The organism is Pseudoalteromonas sp. BZA4 (genome assembly GCF_040104395.1).
In the GTDB taxonomy this organism is placed as follows: domain Bacteria; phylum Pseudomonadota; class Gammaproteobacteria; order Enterobacterales; family Alteromonadaceae; genus Pseudoalteromonas.
On the sequence record NZ_JBECOT010000031.1, the window covers coordinates 1 to 15003 of the forward strand.

The 15003-nt window shown below is 42.7% G+C and carries 8 protein-coding genes; 4 read left to right on the forward strand and 4 right to left on the reverse strand.

Features of this window, described 5'->3' with window-relative positions; translation table 11 throughout:
• Nucleotides 1-297: 297 nt before the first annotated feature.
• A complete protein-coding gene (locus ABMY41_RS13315) occupies nucleotides 298-4311 on the reverse strand; it encodes a rhombosortase-dependent M36 family metallopeptidase (RefSeq protein WP_349274989.1) in 4014 nt (1337 codons plus the stop codon).
• Between the two features lie 127 nt (nucleotides 4312-4438).
• On the opposite strand from ABMY41_RS13315, the gene ABMY41_RS13320 reads away from it, so the two are divergent.
• Nucleotides 4439-4933, forward strand: a complete 495-nt coding sequence (locus ABMY41_RS13320; RefSeq protein ID WP_349274991.1) for a hypothetical protein — start codon at nucleotides 4439-4441, stop codon at nucleotides 4931-4933.
• A 212-nt stretch (nucleotides 4934-5145) separates the two neighbouring features.
• Here the strand turns inward: ABMY41_RS13320 and ABMY41_RS13325 are convergent, their stop codons facing one another.
• Nucleotides 5146-5847: a M15 family metallopeptidase gene (locus ABMY41_RS13325; RefSeq protein WP_349274993.1), complete on the reverse strand. Its 702-nt coding sequence runs from the start codon at nucleotides 5845-5847 to the stop codon at nucleotides 5146-5148.
• Nucleotides 5848-5898: 51 nt separating this feature from the next.
• Nucleotides 5899-7524, reverse strand: coding sequence for a sensor domain-containing diguanylate cyclase (locus ABMY41_RS13330; RefSeq protein ID WP_349274995.1), 1626 nt, complete (start codon nucleotides 7522-7524; stop codon nucleotides 5899-5901).
• 360 nt (nucleotides 7525-7884) lie between these two features.
• Between ABMY41_RS13330 and ABMY41_RS13335 the strand changes: the two genes are divergently transcribed.
• Nucleotides 7885-9072 (forward strand): heparan-alpha-glucosaminide N-acetyltransferase domain-containing protein, encoded by a 1188-nt coding sequence (locus tag ABMY41_RS13335; protein ID WP_349274997.1) that lies wholly within the window; start codon nucleotides 7885-7887, stop codon nucleotides 9070-9072.
• A 57-nt stretch (nucleotides 9073-9129) separates the two neighbouring features.
• Here ABMY41_RS13335 and ABMY41_RS13340 read toward each other — a convergent pair whose 3' ends face one another.
• Nucleotides 9130-11994 carry an FAD-binding and (Fe-S)-binding domain-containing protein gene (locus ABMY41_RS13340; RefSeq protein WP_349274998.1) on the reverse strand — a complete coding sequence of 955 codons (2865 nt, stop codon included), beginning with the start codon at nucleotides 11992-11994 and terminating at the stop codon, nucleotides 9130-9132.
• Nucleotides 11995-12345: 351 nt separating this feature from the next.
• On the opposite strand from ABMY41_RS13340, the gene ABMY41_RS13345 reads away from it, so the two are divergent.
• Entirely contained in the window at nucleotides 12346-14154 is a 1809-nt protein-coding gene (locus tag ABMY41_RS13345; RefSeq protein WP_349275000.1) for a glycoside hydrolase family 3 protein, read from the forward strand.
• 48 nt (nucleotides 14155-14202) lie between these two features.
• Nucleotides 14203-15000, forward strand: coding sequence for a putative hydro-lyase (locus ABMY41_RS13350; RefSeq protein WP_105180596.1), 798 nt, complete (start codon nucleotides 14203-14205; stop codon nucleotides 14998-15000).
• Nucleotides 15001-15003: the final 3 nt, after the last annotated feature.

Consider the following 15003-nt stretch of genomic DNA (forward strand, 5'->3'; position numbering starts at 1 on the left):
GGAATGGAGCAGGAATAAAGAAAGAACAAGTATAAACTGGATGTTTAATGTTGAATTAGCTCGTGAAAAACTTCAGAGGGCCTATGGTGCCCTCAACTAGTCAGAACTTGTGTGATGAAGTACTAGGCTCTAGGCGCTAGGTACTAGGCGTTAGGACACGATGTAAAATCGCTGCTACCTCGTACCTCGCACCTTTCCCCTCGCTAACTTTACTCTCGCTAACTTTCCCTCACTAACTTAAAACAAAAAAGCCCTTACAGCGAACTGTAAGGGCTTTGTTATCACTATTTAAAAGTCTTATTTACGTTTACGGCGACGGCCGATAAGCGCTAGTGGTGCAAGTAGTAGTGTTAAGAAACCAAAGCTACCGTTGCTAGATTTAGTTACTTTCTTCTCTTCTACTGGCTCAGCTTCGTTAGTTACGGCAACAGTGAACTGCTCTGATACAGAGTCTGTACCATCGCTTACTGTTACTTCAAATACTAACTCGTCATCGCTTGAGATAGCACCTGGCGTGAAGCCTAGAGTTGCAGTGTCAGCACCTGTAAGTGTTGCTGTAGTACCGCTTAGTTGCGTCCACGTGTAGCTTAGCGTGTCATCACTGTTACGGTCTGACGCTGTTGCCGTTAATGTGCCTGAAGCAGACTCAGAAACAGACTCATCACCCGATACAGAAAGTAATGGTAGTGCGTTATCACATGCTAATGCATCACCAGCAATTACATTTGAGAAGATTGGTGACGTTACATTGCTAACAGTTACGTTATCAATCCACCAGCCGAACTCACGTACTGCGCTGTCTGATGACATACGGAAACGTAATTTTGCACGGTTACCGTTTAGTTCAGTACCGAAACGAATTGTTTCGTAGTTACCATAAACACCGTTACCATCAACATTGTTACCTGTGAAGGTATCGCGATCTTGTAGCGCTTGCGCATCGTTTTCGATTAGTGGGCCATCGTAACCAACATCAAATGTGCCGCCCATTTCAGTAACATCTACCCAGTTACCACCGTTTACGCTGATCTCTACAACACCACCATCCCATTCGTTTTCGATTAGGTAGAAGTGCCAGAATGAAACTTCAAAATCACCAGCAAAACCGATATCAAACTCTCTTGATTCAACCGCAACATCTGACTGGAAGTCATTGTTGTTTAGGTACATGGTTTGCTCGCCAAGACCGAAGCCAAAGCTGTTGAAGAAGTTAACATTACCGCCGGTTGCCATGCTTTGTGTGCCAACCGCTAAGTCATCACCTGTCATTACGTTTTCTTTCCAGTCACGTAATGAAGCGCCTGCTACTTCCATATCGTCAGCAGTTTGTGAGCTAACTGGTGCTTTATCTTCAAAGTCCATGTTCACAAGGTAAGATACTGTATCGCTTGCAGCTTCAACAATCTCGTCATCTGCAGAAAGCTCTGGGAATGACACTTCGATTTCAAGTGTATCAGCAGTGCCTGCATCATTTAGTGTAAACGTGATAGGTGCGCTTGTTTGTGAAGCGTACGGGTTTGTATCGTCAAATGTGATTAAACCATCATTTTCGAACGTTACATCGTGACCACTAACAACCGTTAACTGTGCTTGTGTACCCGTTAGTACTTCACTACCTGTGTTCATGATGCTAACTGTTAATGTGCCTGTTTCACCTTTGTCTAGCACGTTATCGTTTGAACAATAACCTAGCTCTGCACCGTTGTAGTTTGGATTCATTGCCACATCTTTGAATGTGAAGCTAGCAAGTTTCATTTTGTCAGATTCAACAACACCTGTTAAATCTGTGCTGAAACGCTCTGGTGCTTCAGCACCTAAGCCCATACCACGCTTAGCAAATGCACCTAAAATTAGTTTGTAATCTTCTGGGTCAACTGCGTACGCTGCTGCTAAGATTGCATCACGTGCTTCTGTATATAGCGGAGCAACCGGAGTTAGCTTGTAACCAGCAACTAAGTAGTTAGCCATGCGGTTTTGTGCTTCTTCAAAGCCGTGCTCGTTGATAAGTGCTACATAGCTTTCCCAAAGCATAGTTGCCCAAATTTCACCTGCTGCGTGTGGCGAACCAACATTAGTTGGAGCAATACCTACATCAGCACCTTCATTTTCAGTAATGTGGCGGAAAGACAGCGGGTTGACTTCCATATTGGTTGAATATGGAACACGACGAATACCATAGTAGAAATCTTCTACGAATGTACCGCTACCGTACGCTTTTTGGAACTTGTCGTTACCTGGGATGTTAATGTCATCAGCTTTAGCAATGAACATCAGTGAGTGGAAATCACCCCAACCTTCGCCCATCGCACGGCCTTGGAAGTTGATAAGACCTGATGAGTTACCCACTAAACGGTTACTGATATAGTGACCCCATTCGTGAGCAATAATACCGTTATCTAACGTACCGTCTTTTAACGTTGCTTTGTTGAACATATTAACAGTAACAGTGTCGCCTGCAGCGATACCGTCGTAAAGTGCGTGACCGTCAGCATAGTTCAGACCCATGTTAGGAATGATAACGGCATCATCTTCACCGCCCATTGGCGCTGGTTCATCTGTATCAGGGTTGTTGTTTACAACGATTGCACCAATGGCACCCGCTTCTTGAGCGTGTAGTACTTTTGCTGTGAAGTTACAAGAACCACGATCGACTAGCGCAATTTTACCAGCCAGTTCAGCTGCATTTGTTGCAGGTTCACAGCCATCTGTTACGCTACCAGAATCTACATCATTGCTATCAACTAAACGAACAACTTCGCCTGCGATATCAGCAAATTGCATTTGACCAAAGCCAGATACTTTAGAAGACTCAAGTAGACCAATTGTTTCATCTGATGTTACAACCACACCAAAGTCTACACCCACTTTCGCATCTTTCGAGTTGTATAAGTACATTTGCATGCGTGGGCTTGCACCGTCAGCAGGTGTTGCCATATTAGCGTTATTTAAACCGCTATTATCTTGCGCTTGTGCTTCGATTGGGTCGCCTTCTACACCACCACGGCCGTAGTTTGATACTTGAGCAACATTTGATGTTTCGTCAAAGCCATGGTCATAGAAGAAATCGTGTAAGAAGTTGTTCATGTAGAACAAGTTAACGATCGCCGCTTTACGGTTGTCGTAGCTGTTTGCTACTTGATCAACTTGGTAAGGGTAATCGAATGTGTAATCTGATGTAGTTTCAGCAGTGAAGTCACCTTCAGTGTAACCTTGAGGTGCAATTACATCAGCATAAGCAAATACGTTGTTACCTGATGTTGTTGTAGCGTCATCAGCAAGCCACGGATCCATCGTGCTTAATTTTTTGTAGTAAGACAAGCTTACAAGTGGTGCATCTAGGATTTCAGTTTCATCAATTTGATCTGGGCCATCAGCTGGGATCACGTCACCGTGTGGACCTTCCCACGGATAACCATCTTCGTCAGCCCATACACGGTAGTTAAAGTCTGCCGCGTGTGCTTTTAAGTCTTTCTTGAAATAAACTTTGCTGTTTTGCGCGCCAATAACATAGCTGAAGTAATCGCTTTCTAGGCTGTTTTTGTCAGCAACTTCTACTTCAACATAGTATGCAGACTGCAGCTCACCCGCTACTTCAAAGAATACTTTCTTAGCACGTGGCTGACCTAATACAACTTTGTCACCACTTTGGTTAGACACAGTGTACTTAACATAGTCGCCTTGCTCAGTTGATTTAGTTAACGACACATTGATGTCAGCAAGTTCTTTAATCGCACGTTTAATGCTTTGCTCAGCACCTACAAACTCATCAAGTGGCGCGAACGACTGCGTTGCATTTGAACTTGTGTTAGCGAAATAACCAGAACCTGCAACTAGGTTATATTCTTTATCCATGATCAGGTTGTATTCACGGTTGAATACTTCAATGTCATGAACTTTTTGCTTGTATTTAGCTGTGATTGAGCCAAGCTTCTGCTCAGATAAATCTGCTAATACAGCGCTTGATACACCTTTTTTAGCTGTGCTAACGCCCGTCAAGGCATTTAAATAAAAATCTGCAGCGTAAGCATTACGTTGCTCAGGAAGCACCATTGCCATATCAGGCTTCGCTTGACCTACTGCATTCCATAAGAACGTAGCTTTACCTAATTGCGCATCGAAAATAGATTTGTGACCCGATACAGTGCGACGCTCAGCTAATGCACGTTGCTGAGATACTTGAGGATTAAATTGTACTTGAGAGCTAACGCTTGAAGCATTATAAAAGCGAGTTTGTTCACTTGCCTGTACTTGAGATGATGCCAAGATAGCCGTTACCATGGTAGCAACTGCTGTTACTTTAAATTGAGACATTCCTTACGTTCCCTATTGTTATATTTTTATTTTCGGTTAACAATCATAACCAAGCCCAATGTACCCAATACAGCAATTAAAAAACAGAATTAATTGTAAACAAAAGTAACAAACAAGCAGGAACATAATGAACCAAACAATTAAGATACAAGCACTTACACTAGCATTAGTACTAGTATCAGGCTGTCAAAAAAGTGAAATATCTGATCAAAATACAGTACAGCAGCCAACAACCAGTTCACAAAAAGAACAACTGTCAGTTAAAGATGTTAAAAAAGCTGTCGAAATCAACAAGCAAAAGTCGACGAACGCTTTTAGTAATAATGGCGAAAAAATTACCTTTGATGCGCCTACTTTAACCAAAGGCACAGAAGTCTTTAATCACGCAATGCAAGAGCGCGGCATCGCAACGGGTGCAATTTACTTAACGCTAAAAGAAAACAGCTTACCAGTAGCGCTTAGCAGCCAATATACACTGAAAAAAATGACCAACAAAAGCTATCGCTACCTTGCTGAAAAAGACACTGATTTATTAAATGTGCAAAACGCTTTTAAACAAAATGCCAATGTCGATGTTGTTGAAATTAAAGTTGATTATTCGCCGATAAAAGAGGTGATGTAGGTTGGGTAGAGCGCAGCGAAACCAACGTGAAGAAGCTGTCAGCCGTCAGACGCGCGAAACAAGTTTCACGCCTACTTGTAGCAGCGGGATTATCCCGCGTCATCATGTGCTAGGTTCTAGGCCTTAGGCTCTAGGTTCTAGGACGCGATGTAAAATCGCTGCTACCTCGCATCTCGTACCTCGCATCTCGTACCTCGAAACTCGCTAACTTACTACTCCACCACAAAATCAAAATAGGTGGCGGGATATGCTTGCGGTTGGTAGGTAAAATGCCACCATTCCATTGAATAAGGCGCGAAACCGGCTTCAATCATCAGGCTTTTAAGCTTGTATCGATTGGCTTTTTGCTCCGCACTAATTCGCGGGTCGTCGGTGTTAGAAAGAGTGTCGAACATATCAAACGGTGAGCCCATATCGAGCTCTTTGCCTTTTGTATCAACTAACGTTAAATCAATAGTTGAACCACGGCTGTGACCCGATTTAGCGGCGATGTAATCACCAAGCAGCTTGTCTTTGCCTAAGTTTGGATAAAACTCAGCTTTAGTGCGGGTATCTTCTAAATCGTTAACCCAACGTACAAAGTGATCAACGGCGCGCTGCGGGCGATAACAATCAAATATTTTTAAGCTCAGGCCTTGGGTTTGCGCTGCTATTTGCACATTTTTAAGCGCCGTAGCAGCAGTGCTATGCAATAAACATTTAGGTGCGTTGTAGCCATCAACAGGTTTGCCAACAAAGTTATGATGACCAAAATAACGGATATCTAACACGGCATTCGGGAGCAAAGCACCTACATCCACAAATTCGCTACGTTTATCATCGCCAGGGGTGGCACAAAGAGCACTTGCACTCATAAGCGCAATACCTAACAAAGAAGTGGATTTAGTTAAACGAGCCAAAAAAGTGAATGCCATTTTGATTTCCATAAATAACTTAATAGCATCCACTATTGCACATTAAATAACTTATTCCAAGATTGAAGGCTCAGAAACTGGAGCAAGGTCTTGGCTGTATGTGGCATCGACAACTGAGCGGTTACGACCGGTTTTTTTAGCTTGATATAAAGCCTGATCAGCAAGCTTAAATACTTCATCAATGCTTAATTGCTCAATTGGCCAGCCCGAAATACCAATTGATACATTAATGCAGCCAACCGGGTCAATGTAGCTTTCTGACACCCGCATACGCAAACGCTCAGCCAGCTGATACGCACGTTTAGCTTCGACTCTTGGCATAATCACAATGAATTCTTCACCACCTGTACGAGCAACTACATCACTATCACGAGTAACATCTAACAAAATTTTAGCTAACGACTGTAGAACCACATCACCAATGTCATGACCGAACTCGTCGTTAACCCGTTTAAAGTGATCGATGTCGATAGCCAATACAGCAAAAGGGCAACGTTGAGCTATCAAATGGCTAATTTTCATATCGAGGCTACGGCGATTATGCAGGCAAGTGAGGGGATCAGTTTGCGCTTCTTGACGTAATAGTCCTATTTTACTTTGTAATAGCCCGACCCCTTTTAACATGGCTTTTCTGAGTTCATTACTTTCAAAGTACCATGAGCGAATTTGTGTCAGCTCGATTGACGTTGAAGGGCGATCTAACGTATTTGCAGTGTCGGCTAACTGCCTTAAAGGCTGAGCAATTAAACGTGCTAACACCCAAATCAATATAAATGTGAGTACACCTATTGGGGCGGTTTTGATAAACACTTGCCACATTAAATCATCAAGCGGAGCAAGTGTGTTTTCGAGCGGGCGCTGAGTGACGACTCCCCATGGAGCAACTGTCATAGGAGCGTAGCCTGCAAGCATCTCAACGCCTTTGCTGTTGGTAACAAGCTGGGTGCCGGCGTTTCCTTTTAGTACTTCTTCAATTACTTGGTTATCAAACACTTGCTCACCAATACGGCTTTTATCTGGGTGATAGAGTAAGCGATGGTTTTCATCAACCACATACAGATAAGAGCCATCTTGATAATAATGAACTTGCAGCAATTCATTTAAAATACTGGCACGTTTTAAGTACAAAGTGCCGCCAATATAACCAATGAAGTTACTTTGTTTATCGAATAAAGGCTGCGACATAAAAATCAGTAAATTGCCTGCCATCGAAATGTACGGCTCGCTGATCATTGGAGTACGATACGACAAAGCCGCTTTAGTGCCAAAGCTATCTACTTTACGGTTTTGTAGTTTCAATGACTTTGGAGAAACGCCTAAAATATCGCCTTGTGCATTAACAATAATGGTCGAATTAAAACTATTGGTTTGTAGCCTTAGTCGGTCAGCCTCAGAATTAATTAAGCCTTGATTATTAAAATCGTCTTCAAGTATTTTTCCAACATAAGCAAGCTGTTGCTGAGCAGTCAGTAAAAAGTTATCGGTCGCCGACACCAACTTAGCGGCGTATGCTTTATGGTTATTTAGGGTTTTATCTATTAGTTGTTGCTTCTGAACTTGATAGCTCGAGTAATAACTATTTAGAAAGGTAATAAGCGTTGTAGAAAACGCTAACACTAAAATTAAGCGGCGTAGGTTTAAACCATGGCTAAGACTATTAAGCACGATATTTCTCACATACAGGCCCAAAGTCCATATCGGGAACATCTAATACCTTTATACTAGCAAGATGTTCTATGTACCTCTATAAAACTTTTGTCATAATTTGATTTAGCGCAAACAAATGAGTGCAATTACTCTAATTAAAGTAGCTCTATTTAATAACTTCAGATACCAAGTGCTCGTTAAACATGAACGACATCAAAGCCACTTACCAATAAAACAGTCGCTATTTAACATATTGAATTTAATAAACTATAAACTTAAGAAAGTTAAAAGAGCGACTAATACATACGATTTATATTGTTCAAAAAGCCGCTTGCTTTGATGTAATAATTTATTACACTTGTAAAAACAAAATGACAATAAAATTTTCCTATGCGTCAACACTGTGCTGAAATCATCAATAAACTCCCTTCACATCGCCTCATGGCGTTAGATGTAATGCGGGGCTTGACTATTACCGCCATGATATTAGTGAATAACCCTGGTAGTTGGGGAGCGATGTATTGGCCTTTGAAACATGCACAGTGGCATGGTTGGACGCCCACCGACTTAATTTTTCCGTTTTTTATTTTTATCGTCGGCATGTCTATCACGCTTTCAGTAAATAGCTTGCGCGCTAGAGGGATCAGTGATCAACACATACTAAAAGCAGGGGTTATTCGTACCATTAAACTCATTGCCCTCGGTTGGTTTTTAGCCTTGTTTTATTACAACTTTCGAGACCCTTCTTTTAGCTGGCTTGATGACAAGTTATTGCAGCTGCGTGTGTTGGGTGTGCTGCAACGTATCGGTTTGGTCTATTTAGTTGCTCTGTGTTGTTATCTCTATTTATCGCCTAAGAAAATAACCATTACTTGTATCGCTCTTTTATTATTTTATGGTGCCGCCATGCTTTATATCCCGTATACCTTGCCAAACGGCGAGGAAGTGAGTGGCTTATGGTTACATGGCAATAACTTAAGTGCCTTTATCGACAATGCCGTACTTGGTAGCCATCACCTGTATTATGCCAATGCTAAGCCACTGCCATTTGACCCTGAAGGGCTATTTTCAACACTGCCTGCCATTGCAAGTGCGCTTAGCGGCATGTTGACTGCGGTTTATTTAACTAAGCAACCCGACCTTAAAAAACAAGCCCATACACTTATTTTTCTGGGTACATTAGCTGTTATTGCCGGCTATGCAATTTCGCCATTAACGCCTATCAATAAAGCCTTATGGACGCCGAGCTATGTGCTACTCAGCTCAGGGCTGGCAGTGATTTTCTATGTACTGTGCAGTGCTATTTTAGATATTTATAAGCTGCGTAGTTGGAGCGCTCCATTTATTGTATTTGGTGCGAATGCGATACTCTTTTTTATGTTTGCAGGCGTGTTTGCACGGCTATTAATTATGATCCCGCTCGGCGATAGCAGCTTAAAAGGTGGTATTTATAGCCTAATACAATTAGTGATCAGCAATGATTACCTCGCTTCTTTTAGCTTTTCACTGCTGTTTTTAGTGGTGTCTTATGGGGTGATGTACAGCTGCTACCGCAAAGGCATTTTTTGGAAAGTGTAAGCTTTAAATTAGATGAGCCAGTCAATCACTGGCTCATCTAATTAGCAATGAAGCCTGTTATATTGCATGGCTTTGTTTATCGAGTAGATACAAAATTGACTGATAACTAATGCCACTGTGTTCAGTTAAACCAATTTCGCAACTACGGCTATTAGACACGCCACGACTACAGTTTTTTGGTACTTGTTGTTTAAGGGTTTTTAACGCGTTGCCATTGAGCTCTGGCAAGTTAAAGCCCTTATCACCGGCAAAACCACAGCACTCAATATCAGCTGGAATAATCACCTCATTACTACATGCCTTGGCAAGTGATACTAGGCTTTGCTCTTTACCTAATCGCTTAGAACTACAAGTAACATGGAGCATCACCGGCTCATTTACGGGCGTGACTTGCAAATAAGGCAGTAAATGCAGGGCTGCAAAATCGGCACTTTCATAAATTTTGAGTGCCGTATTTTGCGCGGCATTTACAGTAGTAAGTGCACAAGGGCTGGCATCAAAAACAATGGGATATTGGCCATTATTTGAAAGCGCCTCGAGCTCAATAAGTAACTGCTCACTTTTGTTTTTAGACTCTTTATTAAAGCCTTTGCTAGCAAATGGCATACCGCAGCAAAGTGAATCTGCCTGTTTAGGAAGTATCACTTCATAGCCAGCTTTGGCAGCGAGTGAATAGACAACATCTAGCAGTGGGCGCTTATCATCGGCAAGTTTATCAGCCGCAAAAATCCGGCTTGCGCAGCTTGGCATATACACCAACTTTTTCGCTTGTTGGGGTTGTTGAAGCTTTCTATTAATTGGTTGCTCGGCTCTTGGCCACGCCGAGTAATACAGCGGTGTACCAAGCAACTTATTAGCAGGTTTACTCAGGCTTCTTAGGTTACTGCTGCCGATTGCTTTTTCGAGCACCTGTATTACGGATAAGCCAAACCGTGCACCATTAGCAACAACCGCAAAATGCTTGCCTGCAAAGCGTGATAATGATCGCGCAACCTTGTTTGATGAGGCTTGCTCAGCTCTGAGCGATTTTATAAATTCGCCCGTGTTTATCCCCACCGGGCATTTAAGACCGCAAAGACCCGTTGCCGCGCACGTATCATTACCAAGGTATTTAAAGTCGGCCTCGATAACACTGAGCTTTTGATTTAACTTCTGCTTGCTTGCTACATCATCGGTTGTTAGTAATTGATTGTGTAGCTCTGTGCGGTGTCGCCATAAAGTAATACGCTGCCTCGGTGTTAAGCTAAGCCCTTTTGATGGGCAAACCACTTCGCAAAAGCCACATTCAATACAGGTATCGATAATATCATTACTTTTTGGCATGACTTTTAAATGCTGAGTGTGGGCATTTTTGTCATGATTAATAATAACCCCAGGGTTAAGAATATTTTGTTTATCGAATAGTGCTTTAAGCGCAACCATCACCGCGAAGCCATCGTCTCCCCATTCGGTAGCAACAAACGGCGCCATGTTACGCCCAGTGCCATGCTCAGCTTTTAATGACCCTTTTAGTTCAACCGCCACTAAATTTGCCACATCAGCCATAAATTGCTCGTATCGGCTTACTTGTTCAGGTGTATCAAAAGCTTGGGTGAATACAAAGTGTAGATTTCCGGCAAGGGCATGGCCAAAAATAATGGCTTCATCATAACCATATTTAATAAACAATTGATGCAGCGCATTCACGCCCTCAGCTAATTTATCAAGAGCAAAGGCAACATCTTCAATAATTACAGTAGTGCCAGTTTCGCGCACTGCGCCAACCGCAGGAAACGTGCCTTTACGGATATTCCAAAGTGCCGCATTACGGGCACTGTCTGCTGAAAACTCAATCGCTGCCAGTTGACTTTGCTTAAACTCAGCAAGAAGTTGCTCGGTGACCTTTGTGAGCGCATCAAGAGCCTGTGCATTTTCAGCTCTTAACTCAATTAGCAGTGCCGCTGATTGCTCAGGGTAGCTGGCCACTTCTTTTGGCATTATGGCATGCTCAGACACCGACATCAGAGCACGTTTATCTAGCAGCTCAACGGCCGCAACATCAAGTTCACTCAGCCTTTGTACCAGCTCACACACCTTGCTGATATCGTCAAAAATAAAGAAACCTGTGTGTTTGTACTGATGCTCAACCACGGTGTGGTAGGTGATATCAGCGATAAAAGCTAACGTACCTTCAGAGCCAATAATGAGGTGCTTGATGATTTCGATTGGATCAGAAAAATCCAGCAGCGCATTTAAACCATAACCCGTGGTATTTTTTAAACGGTATTTATGGGCGATGCGCTCACTCAAATCGGGGTTTTGCTTTACGCTCTCAACAAGGCTCATTAGCTCATCAACCCAAGGGCTATGGTTTTGCAAAAAGTCATTACAGCTTTGGCTATCAGCCGTATTAAGCACTGTGCCATCGGCAAAAATGAGGGTCATATCTTTTACTGTGTGGTAGCTGTTTTGCGCCACCCCACAACACATGCCTGATGAATTATTTGCCGCCATCCCCGCTATTTTGCAGCTATTAATAGATGCGGGATCAGGGCCAATTTTTTTACCAAACGGGGCTAATACTTGATTTACTCGAGCACCAATGATCGCCGGTTGTAAGCGTATTGCCTCGGCGTCATCAAGGACTTCAAACTTGCTCCAACTATCACACAACAAAACCAATACCGAATCGGTAATTGCTTGCCCAGATAAACTCGTTCCAGCGGCGCGAAATGTGATGGGTACCTGTTGCTCGTTGGCAGCAATGATCACTTGCCTTGCTTGATTTTGATTGCTCACTAATACAATTAATTCAGGTATTAATCGATAAAAGCTGGCGTCTGTCCCGTACGCATAACGGCGCGAGTAATCTTCTATTAATGCAGACTCTGGTAAAAAAGGTTTAATTTGCTGTTTAAATGCGTGCAATCGAGTTAAAGCCATCTCGCCCCCAGGCTTGTCATATTTACGCTGATGATTATGGAATATATTATTACTTTAAATTGTACTAAAAAGCGACCCATTAAATTGATAAATTATCAACTTGCCACGCTTTTAATAAGTATAAAGGTTTGTTTATTTAAGCCTGTTAGCCCTATTTGGTGATCTAACTTAGCTTTTTGCAGTCGGACTGAAAAACCGCTAGGGTAGCAAAAAAAATACTGTATTTATATTTAAAAACCCATTAACATCAAGAATAATTTATTCTAAAAACTAAATAAGCGTTTTGCTTTGGAGCTTGCTGTGTTAAATAAGTTTGCACTATCGTCACTGGTTATCGGATTAGGATGTTTCATGCCATTACAATCATCATTTGCTGAGTCTGCATTAACTTTAAAACAACAGTTAGGGCAAAAGCTCATGCTTGACCTACGTTATTACTGCGAGCAAGACCCGGATGAACAAAAATGCCGTACACCGGTGACAGAGCTGCCGGCCGATTTAGCGAATATCATCACTAAACATAATATTGGTGGGGTGATTTTATTTGCAGAAAATATCGATACCGTGCCGCAAGTGATCAAACTTAATAATGACCTACAAAAAGCCGCTGCTAAGTCAGAGTTAGGCTTACCGCTGTTTATTTCGATAGACCAAGAAGGTGGCCGAGTTGCCCGAATTCCTCGTGATGTAGGTACGTCGTTTACCGGTAACATGTCGATTGGCGCGACCTATAAAGAACATGGCACCCACTTCGCGACTGAGTCTGCACGCATCATTGCCGACGAGCTATTAGCACTGGGTGTTAATGTTAACTATGCACCCACGGTTGATGTAAACATGAACCCAGATAACCCAGTTATTAACGTGCGCTCTTACGGTGAAGATCCGCAATTGGTTGCAAAACTAGGTGGTGCCCAAGTGGCAGGGTTTGAAAACAACGGCGTTATTTCATCGTTAAAGCACTTTCCGGGGCATGGCGATACCAATGTAGATAGCCACACAGGCCTGCCAAAAGTAATGCATGATAAAGAAACCATTTGGCAGCAAGACTTACCCCCTTTTAAAGAAATTATTAAAAACCAACAACCGGGTATGATCATGACTGCACATATCCAATACCCAGCCCTCGACGACAGCACGTTTGTCAGTAAAGAAGGCAAAACCATGATCAAACCTGCAACGATGTCGCGCAAAATCATCACCGACTTATTACGTGATGAACTTGGTTATCAAGGTGTGGTGATCACAGATGCCCTAGATATGGCGGGGATCAGCCACTTTTTTGAACCAATTGAAGCGGTAGTAAATACCTTTGCAGCGGGTGTTGATATTGCCCTGATGCCAATCGAAATCAGAAGCCCTAAAGACTTAGCAGTACTTGAAGCCCTGATTGAGCGATTAGAGCAAGAAGTACATCGCGGCACGTTAAATGCCAACGAAATGAGTGCTTCTGCAACACGTATTTTAAAACTTAAAGAAAAGTTTAAACTTACCTCTTCACTTGATGACGAAGCAGCCATCAAAAAAGCGCAGCTGTTACTCGGTGATCAAAGCCATCGAAAAGTAGAATCTGAATTAGCATTAGCTGCTATCACCGAAGTGAAAAACGAGAAAAACACCCTACCGCTTAACATTAAATCGGGCAGCAAAGTGCATATTATTATGCCTGATACCCGCAAATGCTATGCTTTGCAGCAGGCGTTAATTGATAACACCGATAAGCTAATCAGCTTTAGCTGCACAAGTTTGCAAGGCTATGAGCCGCTTGCAACATTAAAAGAAATTAACGAAGCCGACATTATCATTGCCGCTAATGCGTCACCAAAACAAAGTGCTGTTGAAGTCGGCGGGATGGATGATTTAGCTGATAACCCTGAGTTTGCAATTGCTAAAGCAGATCAATCAGCGGCATTAGAGTCATTGTTAAAACAAGCAAAATTAGCCCATAAAAAGACCGTATTTGTCAGCTTACGAGCCCCTTACGATATTGCCCAATTTGGAAAATTTGGCGATGCTGTACTTGCCACCTATGCTTACAATATAGATGTAGATACAGATGAAAAGATTGCTGGCCCTGCTTTTACAGCGCTGGCAAACGTTTTACTAGGGAAAGCCCCTGCTAAAGGGCAACTGCCGGTTACTATTAATGACCTGAACTGAGTGTTATTGTAGCAACAATGGGCAAGTGTTAATTTCAAGGAGAGTCACATGCAAAAAAATGCATCTTTAACCACTCCAGCGGCTATTCGTAAAATGGTACGCGAGGGTGACTACACTGGCAATACATCGGGCTTTGCACCGGGCTTTGTGCAAGCTAATTTAGTGATTTTACCTAAACAATACGCGTTTGATTTTTTGCAGTTTAGCCAAGCAAACCCGAAAGCTTGCCCAATCATTGCAACTAGCCGCATACCGGGCGTTACCGATATGCCAACTGTTGGTGAAGACATTGATATTCGTAGCGACTTACCTCGTTACCGCGTCTTTAAACATGGCCAAATGGTTGAAGAAGTGACCGATATTTCGAATCACTGGCGCGACGATTTAGTCACCTTTTTAATTGGTTGCTCGTTCTCATTTGAAGAAGCGCTGATTGCCGCGGGTCTTGAGATCAGAAACATCAGCGAACAAAAAAATGTGCCAATGTATGTGACCAATATGGCTTGCCAGAGTGCAGGGATTTTTCACGCCAATATGGTTGTAAGCATGCGCCCAATGAAACCTGCCGATGCCATTCGCGCGATCCAAATTTGCAGCCGTTTTCCGAGTGTACATGGTGCACCTGTGCATTTTGGCGACCCTGCTGCAATTGGCATTAAAGATATCAACAAACCTGAGTTTGGTGATGCGGTGACCATTAAAGAAGGCGAAGTGCCCGTATTTTGGGCCTGTGGTGTGACTCCACAAGTTGCAATTGCCAACGCGGCACCTGATTTTTGTATCACGCATAGCCCAGGGCATATGCTGATCACCGATATTCCAAATAGTAAAATGGCAGCGTTATAAATG

Coding starts and splice junctions, on each gene's coding strand:
- ABMY41_RS13315 (WP_349274989.1), bottom strand. CDS start 4,311: ATGTCTCAATTTAAAGTAACAGCAGTTGCTACCATGGTAACGGCTATC.
- ABMY41_RS13320 (WP_349274991.1), top strand. CDS start 4,439: ATGAACCAAACAATTAAGATACAAGCACTTACACTAGCATTAGTACTA.
- ABMY41_RS13325 (WP_349274993.1), bottom strand. CDS start 5,847: ATGGCATTCACTTTTTTGGCTCGTTTAACTAAATCCACTTCTTTGTTA.
- ABMY41_RS13335 (WP_349274997.1), top strand. CDS start 7,885: ATGCGTCAACACTGTGCTGAAATCATCAATAAACTCCCTTCACATCGC.
- ABMY41_RS13340 (WP_349274998.1), bottom strand. CDS start 11,994: ATGGCTTTAACTCGATTGCACGCATTTAAACAGCAAATTAAACCTTTT.
- ABMY41_RS13345 (WP_349275000.1), top strand. CDS start 12,346: ATGCCATTACAATCATCATTTGCTGAGTCTGCATTAACTTTAAAACAA.
- ABMY41_RS13350 (WP_105180596.1), top strand. CDS start 14,203: ATGCAAAAAAATGCATCTTTAACCACTCCAGCGGCTATTCGTAAAATG.